Origin of the sequence: Chryseobacterium sp. MIQD13, from assembly GCF_050496705.1 — a bacterium.
Taxonomy (GTDB): domain Bacteria; phylum Bacteroidota; class Bacteroidia; order Flavobacteriales; family Weeksellaceae; genus Chryseobacterium.
Genome location: NZ_JBNWAF010000004.1, coordinates 340,628 through 358,521 on the forward strand (window position 1 = coordinate 340,628; position 17,894 = coordinate 358,521).

Annotated in this window: 12 protein-coding genes and 1 tRNA gene; 7 read left to right on the forward strand and 6 right to left on the reverse strand. The window is 38.5% G+C overall.

The window, feature by feature from the left end:
• Window positions 1-84 precede the first annotated feature (84 nt).
• The 5 genes from ACQWU4_RS18500 to ccoN form a co-directional block, all read right to left on the reverse strand.
• Window positions 85-1,023: a YihY/virulence factor BrkB family protein gene (locus ACQWU4_RS18500; protein ID WP_429937225.1), complete on the reverse strand. Its 939-nt coding sequence runs from the start codon at window positions 1,021-1,023 to the stop codon at window positions 85-87.
• Window position 1,024: 1 nt separating this feature from the next.
• The gene (locus ACQWU4_RS18505; protein ID WP_429937226.1) at window positions 1,025-3,349 is read right to left on the reverse strand and encodes a BamA/TamA family outer membrane protein; all 2,325 of its coding nucleotides are present in this window, start codon (window positions 3,347-3,349) and stop codon (window positions 1,025-1,027) included.
• Window positions 3,349-8,379 carry a translocation/assembly module TamB domain-containing protein gene (locus tag ACQWU4_RS18510; RefSeq protein ID WP_429937227.1) on the reverse strand — a complete coding sequence of 1,677 codons (5,031 nt, stop codon included), beginning with the start codon at window positions 8,377-8,379 and terminating at the stop codon, window positions 3,349-3,351. Before ACQWU4_RS18510 ends, ACQWU4_RS18505 begins: the two co-directional genes overlap by 1 nt.
• Window positions 8,380-8,666: 287 nt before the next feature.
• The gene (locus ACQWU4_RS18515; RefSeq protein ID WP_429937228.1) at window positions 8,667-9,554 is read right to left on the reverse strand and encodes a cbb3-type cytochrome c oxidase N-terminal domain-containing protein; all 888 of its coding nucleotides are present in this window, start codon (window positions 9,552-9,554) and stop codon (window positions 8,667-8,669) included.
• A 20-nt stretch (window positions 9,555-9,574) separates the two neighbouring features.
• Window positions 9,575-11,854 (reverse strand): cytochrome-c oxidase, cbb3-type subunit I, encoded by a 2,280-nt coding sequence (ccoN, locus tag ACQWU4_RS18520; protein WP_429937229.1) that lies wholly within the window; start codon window positions 11,852-11,854, stop codon window positions 9,575-9,577.
• Window positions 11,855-12,040: 186 nt separating this feature from the next.
• Here ccoN and ACQWU4_RS18525 point away from each other — a divergent pair, with 186 nt between their 5' ends.
• The 3 genes from ACQWU4_RS18525 to ACQWU4_RS18535 all read left to right on the forward strand — a co-directional run bounded on the left by ACQWU4_RS18525 (window position 12,041) and on the right by ACQWU4_RS18535 (window position 14,427).
• Window positions 12,041-12,334: a helix-turn-helix domain-containing protein gene (locus ACQWU4_RS18525; protein WP_429937230.1), complete on the forward strand. Its 294-nt coding sequence runs from the start codon at window positions 12,041-12,043 to the stop codon at window positions 12,332-12,334.
• Between the two features lie 117 nt (window positions 12,335-12,451).
• Window positions 12,452-13,873 (forward strand): amino acid permease, encoded by a 1,422-nt coding sequence (locus ACQWU4_RS18530; RefSeq protein WP_429937231.1) that lies wholly within the window; start codon window positions 12,452-12,454, stop codon window positions 13,871-13,873.
• A gap of 104 nt (window positions 13,874-13,977) precedes the next feature.
• On the forward strand, window positions 13,978-14,427 hold the full coding sequence (locus ACQWU4_RS18535) for a hypothetical protein (protein WP_429937232.1): 450 nt from the start codon (window positions 13,978-13,980) through the stop codon (window positions 14,425-14,427).
• A gap of 40 nt (window positions 14,428-14,467) precedes the next feature.
• On the opposite strand, the gene ACQWU4_RS18540 is transcribed toward ACQWU4_RS18535, so the two are convergent.
• A tRNA-Gln gene (locus tag ACQWU4_RS18540) sits at window positions 14,468-14,538 on the reverse strand.
• Window positions 14,539-14,638: 100 nt separating this feature from the next.
• Between ACQWU4_RS18540 and ACQWU4_RS18545 the strand changes: the two genes are divergently transcribed.
• From ACQWU4_RS18545 to ACQWU4_RS18560, 4 genes are all read left to right on the forward strand, one after another.
• The gene (locus ACQWU4_RS18545) at window positions 14,639-15,673 is read left to right on the forward strand and encodes an AMP-binding protein (protein WP_429937371.1); all 1,035 of its coding nucleotides are present in this window, start codon (window positions 14,639-14,641) and stop codon (window positions 15,671-15,673) included.
• Window positions 15,674-15,689: 16 nt separating this feature from the next.
• Complete coding sequence (arfB, locus tag ACQWU4_RS18550) at window positions 15,690-16,082, forward strand: alternative ribosome rescue aminoacyl-tRNA hydrolase ArfB (protein WP_429937233.1); 393 nt, start codon at window positions 15,690-15,692, stop codon at window positions 16,080-16,082.
• Between the two features lie 96 nt (window positions 16,083-16,178).
• Window positions 16,179-16,820 carry a hypothetical protein gene (locus ACQWU4_RS18555; RefSeq protein WP_429937234.1) on the forward strand — a complete coding sequence of 214 codons (642 nt, stop codon included), beginning with the start codon at window positions 16,179-16,181 and terminating at the stop codon, window positions 16,818-16,820.
• A 26-nt stretch (window positions 16,821-16,846) separates the two neighbouring features.
• Window positions 16,847-17,821, forward strand: a complete 975-nt coding sequence (locus tag ACQWU4_RS18560; protein ID WP_184165598.1) for a deoxyhypusine synthase family protein — start codon at window positions 16,847-16,849, stop codon at window positions 17,819-17,821.
• The last annotated feature ends 73 nt before the right edge of the window (window positions 17,822-17,894 follow it).

Below are 17,894 nucleotides of genomic sequence, written 5' to 3' on the forward strand. Positions count from 1 at the left end.
GCCTCCTGAAATTCGGGAGGCTATTTTTTTATAGTGCATGAGATAAACAATTCGCAATACGCAGAATCGTATATCTCGAAGCTCTTAACTCTCTTTCAATTCATTCTCACCATTTTTCCTGCTATCTCTATACAGTTTCGCTGCATTCCATCTTGCATGTTTGGAAAGAACTACTTTATAACCCTTTTTATAGTTATACACTTTTGTAAACACTGCTCCGAAAAATACTAACATACAGGAATAATTGATCCACATCATAATCAGAATAACAGTTCCAGCTGTTCCAAAAGTAGAAGTAGGCTTAAAATTACCAAAATACAGGCTCAGCAGAAACTTACCCAGTGTAAATAGAATAGTAGTCAATAAAGCGCCTTTCCATACAGGTTTCCAACTTATTCTCACATCAGGCAGCACTTTAAACATTAAGGCAAACAGCAGCATAACCAATCCAAATCCGATCGCAAAATTCACGACTTCTACAAGCATATAGGTTTCAAGGCCGAAATAATTGGTGATCCAGTTATTAAAAAGACTTATCATTGAAGATAAAATCATGGTGATCATCAGTAAAAAGCCAAGAATAAGAATCATTCCCAATGAATTGGCCCTGTCCAAAAGAAATTTTATCAGTGCCTTTTTAGGAGCTGCTTCCACATCCCAAAGCGTATTTAATGTATGCTGAAGCTGAAAAAACAGGGTAGTGGAACCGAAAACCAAAGATCCTATCCCTACTATTTTCATGAAAATATTCTGTTTGTCAATAAGGGCTCCCGCAATCATTCCTTCAATACTTTTCGCAACATCTTTTCCCATCAATCCGCTGATCTGATTGCTGATTTCCCCGCGAATGGCTTCTTCACCAAAGAAATTTCCGGCAATCCAGATAATAATAATCAATAATCCCGGGATAGAAAAAATCGCATAATAGGCCAGACTTGCCGAATCTTTTGATGCGGAAGAATTGTTCCATTCGGCGAAGGTCTCTTTAAGAACCTCCCAGAAAAATTTGATATTGTTGATCATATTAGAAAGGATATCCTATGGCTATATTTAAAACTAAATTATCTTTTCTCCAGTTTGAATTACCGAAGTCGATCTTATCAAATGCCCATCGGTCTCCTTTTTCGTAATAAGGAACACGCAGCGGCATGGCAAGATCAAGTCTTAAAATTAGGATAGAGAAATCAAGTCTCAAACCAACTCCGGCTCCTACGGCAACTTCACTTAAAAATTCTTTTGAAAATTTCGCTCCGGGCCTGTCTTTATCTTCATTGATCAGCCAGACATTTCCTGCATCAACAAATGCTGCTACATTTAAAAATTTATAGATATTGGCACGGTATTCAGCATTCAGCTCCAGTTTAATATCTCCGGCCTGATCCAGTAGAGTTCCTGCCGGAATAGTACGCGGATCAAAACTTCCCGGACCTAAAGTTCTGGCACGGAAAGCACGGATACTGTTACTTCCCCCCGAGAAAAACTGTTTGGAGAAAGGAATAAATTCCGAGTTTCCATATGGATAAGCAATCCCGCCAATAAATCTGGTGGCCAATGAGGTCTTCTCCGTAAATTTATGATAGAATCTGAAATCGTTTTCAATTTTTGCATACTGACTGAACGGGATGCCAAAAATCTTTTTTTCTTTATCATTTTTCACATTGGCTCCTGTTACCAGACCGGTGATATTTCCTGCGAGATCCAGTGTACCTTTATAATAGATTGTATTGGCTTTGGGAAGCATCGTATTGGTATAGGTATACGAATAGGTAGGCCCGAAGATCAGCTGTTTTTCAACAACTCTTCTTGCTGCAGGAGTAGTGGCCTGCTCATAGAATTTTTCCGTTACATTGGCAGGAGAAACCAGGGTAATGTCGATGACCTTTAAATCATGTTCCTTTCTGGCGTTTTCCTTCCAGACATACCCGAACGAAGCATTGAAATTATTAAGCGTATAAAGCTGGGTGCGGTTCTGGAACTCGTAACCCAAAGTAATATTCGTTCTTGGGACAAAAGCACTTGAAGAATTGAAACGGAAAGGCGCTACAATCCTTGGTATCGAAAGCTGAACATTTGTTCCTGCGCGGAAAAGGTTCTGTGCATTTTCCTGTCCTCCCATCTGGAAGTCAAAAGCTCCGTAAATGGCTGCTTTAAACTGTTCTGCACCTCTGAAGAAATTCCTGTGTGTCCAGTTTAAATTCAGCTCGCTACCCGCATAATTGGCTGAGTTGGTTCTTCCCAAAGCTTCCAGTCTGAGTGACTGAATTTGTCTTGGCGTCAGTAAATAATAGGCATCAAACTGATGTTTCAGTGAATCCGAAACAATGAATTCATTCTTTACAAACTTGAAAACACCTAAGCTGATCAGGCGGTTAAGCGTAAGATTATGATTGGAGCGGTTGTAAAGATCCCCTTTCTTAAAATATAAAGCCCTGTCAAAGATTTTGGGCTTGAATTTATGCTGCGGATCAATCACATAAATATCACCATAAGCATATTTAGACAGTGAATCCGTATTCATCGGAACACTGTATTTCCCTCTCTTTACATCCTGGATATTATAATTGGGGAAAACGATCACCTTGTCAATACTGAACTGCTGTCTAGAAAGATCAGGAGTATCATCCTTTAATTTTACATTAAGCTCAACCTTGTGATTTTTACTTACCGTACTGTCTGCCTGAACAATAATATTATCAGGATTGAAATAATAGAACCCTCTTTCCTTTAAACCATTATCAATACGTACTCTTTCATCTTTGATCACATCCAGGTCAAAAGGTTTCCCGGATTTAAGCAGAGTTTTTGGAGCCAAAGTCTGAATTTCCCTGTTAACCAGTGAAGAATCCTGCTGAAACTTAACGTTGCTTACCATATATCTTGCACCAGGCCGTAATGTATAAATAACTTTTGCCTTCTTGTTTTTGGAAACCGTATCGTAAGTTGCTTTTGCGTTGAAATACCCTTTGTTCTCAGAGTAGTTTTCAATAATATCTTTGTTGAATTCACGATCTACATCGCCCAATAGAACAGGTTTTTCACCTACTTTATATTTCAGCCAGTAATTAAAACCCTTGTCTTTTTTAGGTTCTTTGGCAATATTATAAAAATACAGTTTCGGGCGAAGGCCTAAAATAGAGGAATTGGGCTTAGGAACCAGGTTTTCTTCCAGCGCTGCCTTAAGCTCGTTTTTCTCCTTCTTCGAGATCGTATCATTCACTATTTTTACTTCCCCGCCGGTGTAAAGCATCTGGCCTTCTTTAAGGAATCTTGTATTGCTGCATGAAAGACTGACAGCCGCAAATCCTGAAGCGAACAAATATTTGTAATATGTACTGAATCTACTTTTCATTATTTAAATTCTACCACCTGGTTATTTTTGTTTTCTTTTTTACGTCTGTCCTTTCTTGATTTCTGGAAAATCTCACGGAATTTGTCATAATCTAAAGTGATGATGAATCCTAACCCCGTTTCTATGATCTGCCCCTGAAGAGCCACCTGATATTCATCCTTACGGTAGGCCCGGAGCATATATCTTCCGTCTTTTGAAAGACTGTAATCCACAGTCACATTTCCTGCGATGTTCGTCATATTCTCATTCTGGCGTGCTTCACCTTCCAGGGCAAAATTACTTCCCACGGAAACTTTCAGACGGTCGTTCAGCAGTTTTTTGCTTACCCCAACGTTTAAATCTGTTCGTGTATTTTTTTCTCCGCTTGAATAATCTTCAGAAGAATCAAGTCCAAGATCTATATCAACCCCTTTGATCAAGCCGGAAGCAAGATTATTCAGCTGTTGGGAAAGAATTTTACTTACACTCTGTCTGGCCATCATTTCGGCTGACATTCCCGCGCCGGATTCAAACGGATTTTCTCCGATGAAACGATTCAGTAGAAGAAGCGCAAAAACCTGCTTATTCATTTCCGATTCCTGCGTTCTGAGCTGGGTAAGCTTTTGATCCACAATATCCGTTACTGTAGAAGAAACCGCATTGTTCTTTTCATCTGTAGTGATATCGAAAGTAATCTGAGGTTTCAGAAGCTCACCTTTCATTTTTAATAATGTATTGAAAGGAATTCTTTGCTTAAACTGGTTCATAATAGCAGCATCTTCACCGCTTACCTGCTGCTCAACGAGATCAATAGGCGGTGCTTCCGTTTTATAAACAGCCGTAATATCCATTGTGGCGGCGGTAGGTTCTCCCGTCCATGTAATCGTGCTGCCTTTCTGGATATCGAATTTACGTTTCAGAAGACTTACCGAAAGTTCGTAAGATCCTTTTTCCACCTCATAAACCCCGACAAGAGTCGTTTTTCCTGACGGATCAATTCCGCCGGTAAGATCAGCTTCCCCCTGAAGTTTTACAAAATCCCCGTTGGCTTTATCAATAACAATTGACAGTTTCGCTTCTTTGCTTACCTCAATATTCACACTTACATCCATTCCTTTAAAACGGCTTTGTGCTTTCAGAGAATCCGCTACGATGGTTTTATTTAAAACGACCTGATCCTGATCGATAAATTCTACAATTCCGTCTCTTTCCTGAAGGGAGGGACTGGATTGCGGAAGAACAAACGTGAAATCCGTATCATCAGAAACGGCCAGTCTGCCATCAACTTTTGGAAGATCGAGGTTTCCACGAACATGAAGTCCTGCATCAATAGAAAGAATTCCGTACATCATGGCGTCATTGGATTTCTCAGAATTCACCACTTTGAAGTCCTTGGCATTTACATCAAGATTAAAGGCAAAATCCCTGTAGGTTTGCGTAAGAACCTGTCCGTTGATCACAAGAGAATTTCCGTCCTTATCATTTATTTTAAATTTATTAAACTCGATACCGCGGCTGGTAAAATCAATTTCATCATTAAGTTTTCTGAAATCACTGCCCGTTTTGGCAATTTCCAGTCCGGCATCATTGAATTTCACTTTACCTAAAATATTCGGTTTATCCGTACTTCCGGTAATCTTTAAATTTCCTGAAAGATAGCCTTCCGTATTGGTTATTGCATTCATCGAAAAGCCCTGAACACTCTTCATCTGAAGCTTGTTGATGGCCATATTCAGGTCAAATGTGCTTGAAGAAGTATTGTAATCCCCAAGAATTTTCACATCATTATCATTACCGGAAAGGGCAACATCGGCATTTAATATTTTCGGTGAAGTATTGTTTACTTTTACCGCCAGATTTCCAACCGGATTTCCATATACAATCAGGTCTGAAATATTCAGATCGGAAGTGAAGGTCATATTTTTTGTAATATCCCTTAGCTGAGCCGTTCCGTTAATGGTCCCTCTGGCAAGAACCGTATCTTTTTTGATCAGTTCAGTAATCGTCTCGATTTTAAAATCTTTAAGCGAAACATTTAAAGGGCTACCTGTGCGGCTTGTTTCAGACTGAAGGGAAATCTCGCTTCCGCCGTTGGAAAGAACGAAATTGTCCGCCAGGATTCCCTGGCTGCTGATCTGGATTTTATTGTTTTCAGCTACATTCCAGTCTGCATAATTTAATTTTAATCCGTCCGGGTTTAAAGAAATCTCTGTGATATCGTTCAGGGATTTGGCATTTCCTGCAATAAGGAACTGCGTGGCATCTTTATCGTCCTTGGTGGTAATATTATAATTAATGATATTGTTTGCTACATCTCCGGTAACACCAATTTTTTTCAGGGTAAAGCTGGAACTCTGTAAAGCACCGGCATTAAGGCTGTATTGCAGTGCCTGATTTTCATTGGTGACTTTTAAAGCAATATTTTCCAACGAATTTTCCCCGTATAGCAATTGCGGGATTTGTCCGTCAACTTCTATTTTTTGTGAATCTGCATCATAATTTCCTGTCAGATTGATCGTTTCAAAACTTTTTAAATCGGGAACAAACTTCCTGATCAGGTCGTCATTCTTGATCTTTGCATTAAATGTGAAAAACTGGCCCGGATCAATTTTCTGTCCTTTTGACGGTTTCTGAAACTGATAATATTGATTAATAGTCTGCGTTAAAGCTCCGAAGATCTGTGTCAGCTTATATTTTCCGATCAGAGAAACATCAGCAATCTGGGAATTGAAGATAATCTGTGTTGAATCCTGTGTTGAAGAAGCTTTTAAATTCACTTCCTGTACAGGATAAACCTCTTTGGTATCCGAAAATGCAAAATCTTTAAGATTTAAATAACCGTTCAGAGCATCCGGATTAAGGCTTGAAAAGTCTCCGTCTATTTTTCCTGCAATGATCATAGGTTTTTCATAGAATCCAAGCTTATTCACATCAAGCTTGATCACTTCACCATTGATTTTCACCGTAGGATTTTTTTCATCATAAACCCCTGAAGCGATTAAATTCAGATTGGCATTCGGGTCTTTTGAGTTGAGAACAATATTGTAAACCCCTTTATTGATTTTACCGGTCAGGTCCATATCCTGATAACGGTAACCTTTGTAGACAGCCGAGGCAACATGACCTTTCAGATTGGCGTTGGCATTTTTGAAATCAAAGCTTTCTCCTTTTGCTGAGATCTGTGCAGTGACAGGTCCTATATCTTTATTTTTAATGATTTTTCCTACCTGAACAGCCTGAAGATTGGCTTTTACATCATACAGCTCACGGTTTTTCCTGCTCATGTCCACATCTGCAAGAACAGTAGCATTTCCGAGGGTAGAGTAGAGGTTCAGGTCTGCTTTTACCAATTTGGTCGATCCTTTTGCATTTCCTTTAATACTGAAATGAGAAGGCAGGGCAATATTGGAAGGAATTGTATTTTTCGGGACAAGGTTATAAACGGTTTTAGCTTCTGTTGAAAATTCCCCGATCCTTACATCATAATAAAGATTTTCAGGCTTCATTGCGTTTTTAACTCTTCCGGATGCAGCTACTCTCAACTGATCCAATCCTGAAACTTTAAGATCTTTAATCAGCAGATCATTGATGCTTCCCTGAACATTTGCATTGACATTCAGGATAGCATTCGGATATTTGTTGAATGGAACTGTATTCCGTAAAGTCGGAACGATATTTAAGATATCTGCAAAACCGATTCTGGAATCTTTGATGTTCGCTGAAATTTTTACCACTCCGGGATTGGAGGTCAGCTGCTCAAAAGAATCATAGTTTAAAATAACCTCATCACGGATCAGTGTTTTCGGAGTCTGGAGATAAAGATCTTTCAGATAAGCCTGTTTTTCTGCATACACAAAATCCGTATTGAATTTCTGGATATTCAGACCTCTTCCTTCCTGAATTTCTGCTGAATTCACTGTTCCCGCAAAAGTATTGTTCTCCATTTTGAAGTTTCTTACTTCTACGTTCATTTTGGAGAAATTCATGTGGTTGAAATCCATTCCCTGTTTGGTAGGAGCAATAGCGGTGTTGTTGTACACGGCTTTTACATCATTCAGGACAAGTTTCCCAAGAATAATGTTCATCGCTTTATCCTGATCTGAAGCTTTGGAAACTTCAGGTTCTTTTGAGCCTTTTGGATTAGCGTTCTGAGCGGGAAGATAAAGATTGGCATTAATATCTGCCCCGGAAAGAACAACATTGGAAATATGGTAAACATTATTTTCCAGATCCAGTTTATTAACCTTTGTGCTTAATTCTTTGAACAGGACTTTAGCAAAAGTTTTGGTATTGTCATCACCGTAATCAATATCAAAATTGGTAAGTTTGATTCCTCTGAGACCAATACTCATAGGTTTTTTATCATTGAGGGAATCTACCTTTTTCTCTACTTTTTTGGAGACCTCTTCGAGAAGATCCTGCTTTAGTTTTAATTTCAGCCCATCGAGATTGATATCATTAACGGCATAGGTATTTTTATTGAGGTCAAAAGTCTTAACCCTTGTATCAAATGATTTGAAATATAACTTAATATCATTCCTGGATTGCTGGTCATTGAACGTTACCCCAATATCTTTTAAATTGATCTTATCCAGTGAAATAATGAAAGGCTTGGAAGAACTTTCCTCCTTATCGCTTGTTGCAAAAGCATTGATGATATAATCGAAATTAAAAGCACCGTTAGGTTTTCGTACCACATTGGCACGGGCACCTTCAAGATCTACAGAAGTAATATCGGCGGTAGAGCTGATGAGTTTCAGCATATTTAAGCCTACATCCAGCTTTTTTACAGCCAGAAGCGTATCTACATCCTGTCCTTTAAGGTAAAGGTTTTCCATCACAAGGCTGTTGGGAAATCCTATGTAAACCCTCTGAAGGCTTACCGGAGTCTTGATTTTTTTCTCAAGATATACAATCAGTCTGTCTTTGATGAAGTTTTGAACGGCGGGGAGTTTGAGGCTCAGAATCAGCAGGGTAAGAAAAACCAATATTGAAATAAAGGTTATTGCAATACGCCTCAGGAGTTTTCTTTTGTTGATTTTAAGTTTCAAATGCGATTAGGTTTCTAACAAAGATATAGAATACTATTTTATTAGCTCTTTGTTGTGGTACCCTGTTAACAATGCAAAAATCCTGCCTTGGCTGTCTTGTTATGGAATTTAGTTCAGTAGTTGTCAAGTGAATTAGTTGATGAAGACAGACCAAGGTTTGGATTTTTTTTCTTTAAAAGGCCCCCTTTGTATCATTTTTTTAAGGTTGAAAAGGTTAGCAAAAATGAATTCAAATGTTAGAGTAGTGTCAAAGGGGGCAAGAGATATATGGAGATAATAAATTTTTGTTAATTGTTACCGTTTTCCCATTTCACTTCTTCACCCTGAGGTGCGGCACCGCCCTGAGAAGTTGTTATAGGGGAAGTTTCCTGGTTAATGTGATAAATATAGGCTGCAATCTTCTCTGCATCCCTTCCGGTAATGGTTCCCTCCTTGATGAATGGTCTCATCGTAGGATTGTTCGGAGAGCCGTTTTCAAGCATCCAGAAGACATTTTTAAACAGACTTTTTTCTTTGATATTGATCCAGTGTGTATCCGTAAGATTCGGACCGATGCCTCCCTTTCCACCGTCACCATGACAGGTCACACAGTTAGTCTTGAAAAGCTCCTGGCCTTCTGCAATATTGTCTGCACTGTATTTTGCTGTTTCCAGATTGATCTGAGGCGCAGTTTTTTCATATTCAGCAATAGAGGCAAGCATTGTTTTGGCTTCTTTATCATATTCAGCTTCCGGGTGAGCGTATTCTGTGAAAGCAAAAGCAGTAAGATAAACTACACAGAAAATACATCCGAACCAGAAAAGGCCGATCCACCATTTTGGAAGTGAGTTATCTAGCTCTGTGATCCCGTCAAAACCATGATCAATGAGAATATCTTTTTCTTCAGTAGCAGACTGCTTTTTAAAAGCTGAATTCCAAAGTTTCTGGTAATAAGGAATACTTTTTTCTGCTAAATATGCTTTCTTTTCTTCATCCGATAATCTGCTGAAGCTTTCATTTTCAACCAGATCCCCGATAGAATTCATAATCATAAGAAGGATAACAGCGATCAGGATCAGCGCCCAGAAAAACGGTGAAGAAAAATAACCTGAGTCTCCGGCGAACATTTCAAATGCCATGATCGTTAAGCCTATCGTTGTTGCGATATATATTGAAATAGGGGTTCTCTTTTTCATAACAGTATAATTTTGAATTATTACTCAGCGCTTGCCGTCTGGATCTGTGTCGTTTTAATATCAGTTCCCAATCTTTGCAGATAGGCGATCATTGCTACAATTTCTCTCTGCTCAAGCGGGACATAAGATGCTCCTTTTGCAGATCTTTCTTTTTCCATCTGATCTTTCACATCTGCCGCTTCAGAATAAATTCTCTGTACAATGGCTTTTGACTGGTTATCTGCCCATCTACCTGCAGAATCTATTTCCGCTTTTGAATAAGGTACATCAAAAGAGTTTTTCATTAACCTCATCTTGTCAACCATTTGGGTACGGTCAAGCTTGTTCGTAATCAGCCACGGAAAACGAGGCATAATAGAACCTGCGGATGTAATTCTCGGGTTGTACATATGCTTAAAGTGCCATGAATCCGGGTTTCTGCCGCCTTCTCTGTGAAGATCCGGCCCTGTTCTTTTAGATCCCCATAAGAATGGTCTATCATAGATAAACTCTCCCGCTTTGGAATATTGCCCGTTTTTCCCTTCAAATCTTACCACTTCATCACGGAAAGGACGGATCATCTGTGAGTGGCAGGAATTACAGCCTTCACGGATATACAGGTCTCTACCTTCCAGCTCCAGTGGAGTATAAGGTTTTACAGCTGTAATAGTCGGAACGCTCTGTTTAAGGGATAATGTTGGAATAATTTCTATCAGTCCGCCTATGGCTACAGTAATGAAAGCCAGTATAGAAAGTAATTTAGGAGTTCTTTCCAGCCAAAGGTGAACACCTTCGCCTTCTTTTCTTGCGCTTCCGATATCTGCCAACGCAGGCGCTTCCGCAGGAACATTTTTCTGGAATGATCCTGATCTTACTGTTTTGATCACATTCACCACCATTAAAATAGCCCCTGAAAGATAAAGGATACCTCCTAAGAATCTCATTTTAAAGTAAGGAATGATTGCCGTTACCGTATCCAGCCAGTTTTTATACATCAAAGTTCCATCCGGATTGAATTGTTTCCACATTAATCCTTGTGTGAATCCTGAGATGTACATCGGAACTGCATAGAAGATAATTCCCAGTGTTCCCAGCCAGAAATGCCAGTTGGCCAGTTTTTTAGACCACAAAGGAGTTCTCCACATGATAGGGATCAGGTAATATACAACCCCAAAGGCCATGAAACCGTTCCATCCGAGTGCTCCAAGGTGTACGTGCCCGATTACCCAGTCAGTATAGTGCCCTATTTTATTTAAGGATTTTGTTGCCAGTAAAGGTCCTTCGAAAGTAGCCATACCATAACAGGTAACTGCTACCACAAAGAATTTAAGGATCGGATTTTCCCTTACTTTATCCCAGGCTCCTCTTAAGGTAAGAAGACCATTCAGCATTCCTCCCCACGAAGGGGCAATAAGCATGATAGAGAATCCTGTACCTACGGCCTGAGCCCATGCCGGAAGCGCCGTATACTGAAGGTGGTGCGGACCAGCCCATAGGTATACGAAAATCAGCGACCAAAAGTGAATAATGGATAATTTATAAGAGAATACGGGACGCTGTGCCGCTTTCGGCATGAAATAGTACATCAGACCTAATACCGGAGTTGTCAGTACAAATGCTACGGCATTGTGACCGTACCACCACTGTACAAGTGCATCTTTTACCCCGGAATATACGGAATAGGATTTCCAGCTGGTGAATGATAAGGGAACTTCAAGATTATTAAAGATATGGAGCATAGCTACGGCAATCCATGTAGCTATATAGAACCAGATCGCTACATAAAGGTGTCTTACCCTTCTCTTTGCAATGGTTCCGAACATGTTGATTCCGAAAACAACCCATGAGAAGGTGATCAGAATGTCAATCGGCCATTCGTGTTCTGCGTATTCTTTGGAAGTATTGATTCCCATTAAGAATGTGATCACTACTGCAACAATCATCAGCTGCCAGCTCCAGAAGTGAATCCATGATAATGTATCACTGTACATTCTTGTTTTTAAAAGCCTCTGCATGCTGTAGTAGGCACCGCAGAAGAAGGAATTACATACGAAAGCAAAAATAACGGCACTTGTATGAAGCATTCTGATTCTTCCGAATCCCATGGCGCCCTGAGTATTGATAAGACCTTGTATATTTCCGCTTCTTAAGCTCTGGATAGTGGTATCATCCGTTCCGAATAAGAATTCCGGCAATTCAGGGTAAAAAAGCATCAGCGCAGCCGAAAGCCCTAATAAAAAACCGACCAGCCCGAATACGATAGTAGCATACAAGAATGCTCTGACAATATTATTGTCATAATTGAATTTTTGCGTCTCCATAATTCCAATTGTGTTGTACCGAAGTGATATTTATCCTCTGAAATCAGATGGTATTGACCTTAGATTTATATGAAAAAATAAATATCATGTAACGTGTATAATGTTTTGCCAAAGGTATTTATTAACTTTGTGTAAGTCTAGTAGCTAAGCTTCTAAACTATACCGAAAACTACTAAAACAAAAGCGATGAAAGTATGTGGTCAAAATATCAGGAAAATCCGTAGAAGCAAAGACTTTACGCAGGAGTATATGGCTTTTGAAATGGGCATTTCCCAAAAGGCATATTCTGACATTGAAAATTCCAAAGTGAAGATTAATCTGGAAATACTGACAAAAATCTCCGATATTCTGGAAATCAAACCTTCCGATATATGCAGTATCTCCCATAAATGTGGAACAGATGGCTCTGAAGATAAATATCAGGGACTTTTGGAATACATGAAAAAGAATAATATTTCAATTCCTGAAGAGTTTTTATAGGCAAATCCTGCTTTTTTACTTTTTAATTCTTTAAAACTGAACTTCTTGGATGTTCTTACAGTTCCATAGAATGTGAGTTTCTCTAAAGTTTTATATATTTAGGGCATAATTGATTTTATGAGCAGCGAACAGAAAACGGGATCTAATGACGGATCTCTAGTAAGAGGATTAACCAACAGACATATTCAATTAATTGCCCTCGGAGGCGCCATAGGAACGGGATTGTTTCTTGGAATTGGTCCGGCAGCAGTTTTAGCGGGTCCTTCCGTTATTCTGGGCTATGCTTTGGCAGGAATTATTGCATTCTTTATTATGCGTCAGCTTGGAGAAATGGTGGTTCAGGAACCTGTTTCAGGAAGTTTCAGCCACTTTGCCTATAAATATTGGGGAAATTTCCCTGGTTTTGCTTCCGGCTGGAATTACTGGATTCTGTATATCCTTGTCAGTATGGCTGAACTTACAGCGATAGGGCATTATATCCATTTCTGGTGGCCGGAAATCCCGCTCTGGGTTTCCAGTTTGTTCTTTTTCATTGTTATTAATGCCTTAAATCTTGCTTCTGTAAAAGTATACGGGGAAACTGAATTCTGGTTTTCCATCATTAAAGTAGTAGCTATTGTTGCGATGATTCTTTTCGGTATTTACTTGTTGGTAAGCGGTACCGGAGGGGATAAAGCCAGTATTCAGAATTTATGGAACGATGGAGGATTTTTTCCAAAAGGACTGTTCAATAAAACAGAAAGTGGTTATTCAGGGCTTTTTGCAGCCATGGCTATGATTATGTTTTCCTTTGGAGGACTGGAACTGATAGGAATTACTGCTGCAGAAGCCAAGAATCCTGAAAAGACTATTCCACAGGCTACCAATCAGGTAATCTACAGAATTCTGATCTTTTATGTTGGAGCATTAGTGATTTTATTTGCATTAAGCCCTTGGAGAGAAATTACAGAAGGAACAAGCCCTTTCGTAATGGTTTTCCAGAATTTAAATGGATTTGAGTTTAATTTATTCGGAAAAGTAATACAGTTTAATTCACTTATTGCCAATGTTTTGAACCTGATTGTTCTCACGGCAGCTTTATCCGTTTACAACAGCAGTGTCTACAGTAACAGCCGTATGCTTTTCGGACTGGCACAGCAGGGAAATGCGCCGAAGTTTTTAACAAAGCTGAACAAGAGCCATGTTCCTACCAATGCGATTATTGTATCTTCCTGTTTTGCAGGGATCTGTATTATTATTAATAAGCTGGTTCCTGAAAAAGCATTTGAATATCTGATGGCTTTAGTAGTTTCTACCCTCATTATCAACTGGCTGATGATCTGTTATACCCATTTGAAGTTTAAGAAAAGTATCATGAAATTGGGGATTGAATCAAAATTCCCTTCCATATTCTATCCGGTCTCGAATTACATCTGTATTTTGTTTTTATTAGCTATTTTGGTCCTGATGAGTATCACAGGAATGGAAATTCAGGTTATTTTAATTCCGGTATGGCTTACTTTCCTGTTTTTGATGTTTAAATTATATAAAAACAAATAGTATCAGATAAAGGCTTCTTTGAATTGCTAAAATTATATAGGACAGATTTTATCTGTCCTTTTTTGTATCTTATCGTACTGTTTCACTGCACTAAATATTCAACTATGAAAAGAATTACATTATTAATTTTTGCTTTAATTTCTACGGTAGCTTTCTCACAAAAGACAAAGGCTGAACCAAGTTCACGGGTTTCAGATCAGTATGAGTCCAGGCAGCCGCAAGATTCTTCTGTTCCGCCGCCGCCTTCAACTACTTTTCCTGCACAATTTCCTGATGGAAACAAAGCTTTTGTAAAAAAAGTAGAGCAAAATCTGAATAAGCAGGTTTTGAAATCTTTGTCTGAAACCTTGGATACACAAATTATTATTAAAATTGATGATGATGGTAATGTCCTGAATATATCAGTTTACGGAAAAAATGAAATCTTTAATATTGAAGTGAAATCAGCCGCAATAAAGGCTACAGATAAAGTAAAATGGACTGTAGGAAAAAATAATAAAGGTGAAAAGGTAATTGATATTGTGAAAATTCCGTTTCGTTATAAAAATCTGTAGATTCTAAAAAAACAAAAACCATCCTAAAAAGGATGGTTTGTAGACCCACAGGGATTCGAACCCCAGATGACTGAACCAAAATCAGTAGTGTTACCGCTACACCATGGGTCTTTGTTTATTTCAGTGGTGCAAATTTACAGCTTTTTTCTTTAGATACAAGAACTTTTTAAAGTTTTTTTTAAATTTACACTGCTTTTTATTTCACATGATCATGCTGATAGACTTCAAGAATCTCAATATTAATAATTTATCCTTTCAGACAGATTTCGAACAGAAAATCAAAAATTTTTTAGACGAATGGTTTTCTGACGGAGCTACTGTAAAAGTACAGACTTCCGGTTCTACAGGAACACCCAAAGTTTTTGAAATCGAAAAAAATAAAATGGTTAATTCTGCTGTAATGACCTGTAATTTTCTGGGATTGAGTGAGGGAAATAAAGCATTATTATGCCTGCCGGTTGAATACATTTCAGGTAAAATGATGATAGTCCGCTCTATTGAGAGAAAATTAAAGCTGTTTGTTACAGAACCTTCCTTGAAACCGGCAGAACATCTGAATGAAGTAGTTGATTTCTGCGCAATGACTCCGCTTCAGGTAGAGAACTCGCTGGATAAACTGTACTTGATTAAAAACCTGATTATAGGTGGAGCAGCAGTTTCTGAATCCCTAAAAAGAAAAATAGAACAAACTCAAAAATTAGAGGGCATCCGTATTTTTGAAACCTACGGAATGTCCGAAACCCTTTCCCATATTGCACTGAAGCAGGTGATGCCGGAAGCTGAAGACTATTTTACTGCTTTTGAAAACGTTTCTATTAGCACAGATGACAGGGGTTGTCTGAAAATTTTTGCCCCAAATGTTAATGCTGAGGTGCTTCAGACTAATGATCTAGTTGAAATTAAAAACGAAAGGCAGTTCAAATTTCTCGGGCGTATAGACAACGTGATCAATTCAGGAGGAGCAAAAATTTTCCCTGAAACTCTGGAAGCTTTGGTCAAAAAAGAGATTCCCAACGAAGCAGTTTTTGTGGGAGTAAAAGATGAAAGTTTGGGCCGGAAATTGATGCTTGTTATTGAAGGAGAAGAATCTGCGGATCTTACATCAAAAATATCAGGAATACCTTTTGAGAAGAATTTTCATAAGCCAAAAGGAATTATTTTCGTTGAAGAAATTCCGCGAACTCCCAACGGTAAGGTAAACAGGATAGAATTAGAAAGAAAAATAAGTGAATCACCTGATTTTTGATTTTCAAAATAAAAATATGAAAGACTTTTCAAAAGAACTCAGCTTTAAAACCTCCCGGAGCAGTGGGGCAGGGGGCCAAAACGTCAATAAGGTGGAAACCTCCGTGACTGTTCTTTGGCTTATTACTGAGTCTGAATTTTTTAATGGTTACCAAAAAGAGCTGATTCAAAATAAATTAAAAAACAGGATCAATGCTGATGGCTATCTGTTTCTAACTGTATCAGAGAGCAGAACACAGCTAATGAACAAGAATAAGGCAATTGAAAAAATTATTGAACTCGTTGACAAAGCTTTAATTGTCCCAAAGAAAAGAGTGGCAACAAAACCTTCAAAAGGTCAGAAGCAGAAACGTCTGGATACCAAAAAGAAAATTTCAGAGAAAAAAGAGAACAGGAAGTTTAAATTTTAGGATTGTGAAAAGATATTTTCTTTGAAACAGAAGTATAGTGTGGGCTGTACTTTTTACTTTCATAAAAAATCCTATTTTTGCGCCAAATTCTAAACCATGATAAAAAAATTAATAGCTCTTGGATTATTTTCCATTTCCGCCATGTCTTTTGCTCAAAAATTTTCTGTTACGCCTTCTGTAGGTTATGCATGGAGGGTTGCAAAAACGGCATCAGGTCTTAGCAGGGAAGAAAAAGAATATGTAAAAGGTTTGAAGAGCGGAATGAATTTCGATGTTTCAGCACATTATGAAATAAAGAAAGGAATGGCATTCGGGCTAAAATACTCTAACTACAGCGCATCAAGTGACGGATATATTTTAGGATATATAGATGGAATGCCGGTTTCTGTTCCGGTAACTACAAAAGATAATATTACATTTTTTGGTGTGTCCGGAAGACTTTCCAATGATAATCAACCCACAAAACATAAAATATTTGCAGATGTAGCTTTGGGAGTAATGTCCTATACATCAAAAACAGCCAATGTAAAAGCCAAAGGAAGTACTTTGGGAGCAGAGCTTGATTTGGGATACCAATATCAGGTTACGAAGAACTTTTTAATTGGTCCGAAAATTGGCCTAAGTGGCGGAACCTTAAGTAAAATGAAGTATAACGGAGTAACTTATAAATTCGGTGAAGATGAAAAAGAAAGTTTACACAGAGTTTCTTTAAGCGCAGCTGCTTCATTCCGTTTTTAAGTTTTATCTTTGCAAAAATTAAATAAATGAGCAAACCGATTTCTGAATTTATAGAGAAATATTACCTGCACTTCAATGCGGCTGCATTGGTGGATGCATCTAAAGGGTATGTTGCACATCTTAAAGATGGCGGAAAAATGATGATCACTTTGGCAGGTGCTATGTCTACTGCTGAATTGGGGAAAATCCTTGCAGAAATGATCCGTCAGGGAAAAGTTGATTTTATTTCTTGTACAGGAGCTAACCTTGAAGAAGATCTTATGAACCTTGTGGCACACTCTCACTACGAAAGAGTTCCTCATTACAGAGATCTTACTGCACAGGACGAGTGGGACCTGTTGGAAAGAGGATTAAATAGAGTTACAGATACTTGTATTCCGGAAGAGGAAGCTTTCAGAAGACTTCAAAAACATATCGTAGAAATCTGGAAAGATGCAGAAGCTAAAGGCGAGCGTTATTTTCCGCATGAATTCATGTACAAAATGATCCTTTCAGGAGTTCTTGAGCAGTATTATGAAATTCCAAGAGAAAATTCTTGGATGATTGCCGCTGCAGAAGCAAACTTACCAATCGTAGTTCCGGGATGGGAAGATTCTACAATGGGTAACATCTTCGCTTCTTACTGTATCAAAGGTGAGCTTACAGCAACTACTATGAAATCAGGAATTGAGTATATGACGTATCTTGCAGACTGGTATACTAAAAATTCAGGTGGAAAAGGAGTTGGTTTCTTCCAGATTGGTGGAGGTATCGCAGGAGATTTCCCTATCTGTGTAGTGCCAATGCTGTATCAGGATATGGAAATGCATGATATTCCTTTCTGGTCTTATTTCTGCCAGATTTCGGATTCTACAACTTCTTACGGTTCATATTCAGGGGCAGTTCCGAATGAGAAAATCACTTGGGGTAAACTTGATATCACCACACCGAAATTCATCGTTGAAAGTGATGCTACCATCTGTGCACCATTGATGTTCTCTTATATCCTTGAGAATTCTTAAGATTAAGTTCTTATTAAAAATACCGGCGCTTCAATTCATTTTGGAGCGTTTTTTATTTCTCCAACGTCATTGC

Coding starts and splice junctions, on each gene's coding strand:
- ACQWU4_RS18500 (WP_429937225.1), bottom strand. CDS start 1,023: ATGATCAACAATATCAAATTTTTCTGGGAGGTTCTTAAAGAGACCTTC.
- ACQWU4_RS18505 (WP_429937226.1), bottom strand. CDS start 3,349: ATGAAAAGTAGATTCAGTACATATTACAAATATTTGTTCGCTTCAGGA.
- ACQWU4_RS18515 (WP_429937228.1), bottom strand. CDS start 9,554: ATGAAAAAGAGAACCCCTATTTCAATATATATCGCAACAACGATAGGC.
- ccoN (WP_429937229.1), bottom strand. CDS start 11,854: ATGGAGACGCAAAAATTCAATTATGACAATAATATTGTCAGAGCATTC.
- ACQWU4_RS18525 (WP_429937230.1), top strand. CDS start 12,041: ATGAAAGTATGTGGTCAAAATATCAGGAAAATCCGTAGAAGCAAAGAC.
- ACQWU4_RS18530 (WP_429937231.1), top strand. CDS start 12,452: ATGAGCAGCGAACAGAAAACGGGATCTAATGACGGATCTCTAGTAAGA.
- ACQWU4_RS18535 (WP_429937232.1), top strand. CDS start 13,978: ATGAAAAGAATTACATTATTAATTTTTGCTTTAATTTCTACGGTAGCT.
- ACQWU4_RS18545 (WP_429937371.1), top strand. CDS start 14,639: ATGCTGATAGACTTCAAGAATCTCAATATTAATAATTTATCCTTTCAG.
- arfB (WP_429937233.1), top strand. CDS start 15,690: ATGAAAGACTTTTCAAAAGAACTCAGCTTTAAAACCTCCCGGAGCAGT.
- ACQWU4_RS18555 (WP_429937234.1), top strand. CDS start 16,179: ATGATAAAAAAATTAATAGCTCTTGGATTATTTTCCATTTCCGCCATG.
- ACQWU4_RS18560 (WP_184165598.1), top strand. CDS start 16,847: ATGAGCAAACCGATTTCTGAATTTATAGAGAAATATTACCTGCACTTC.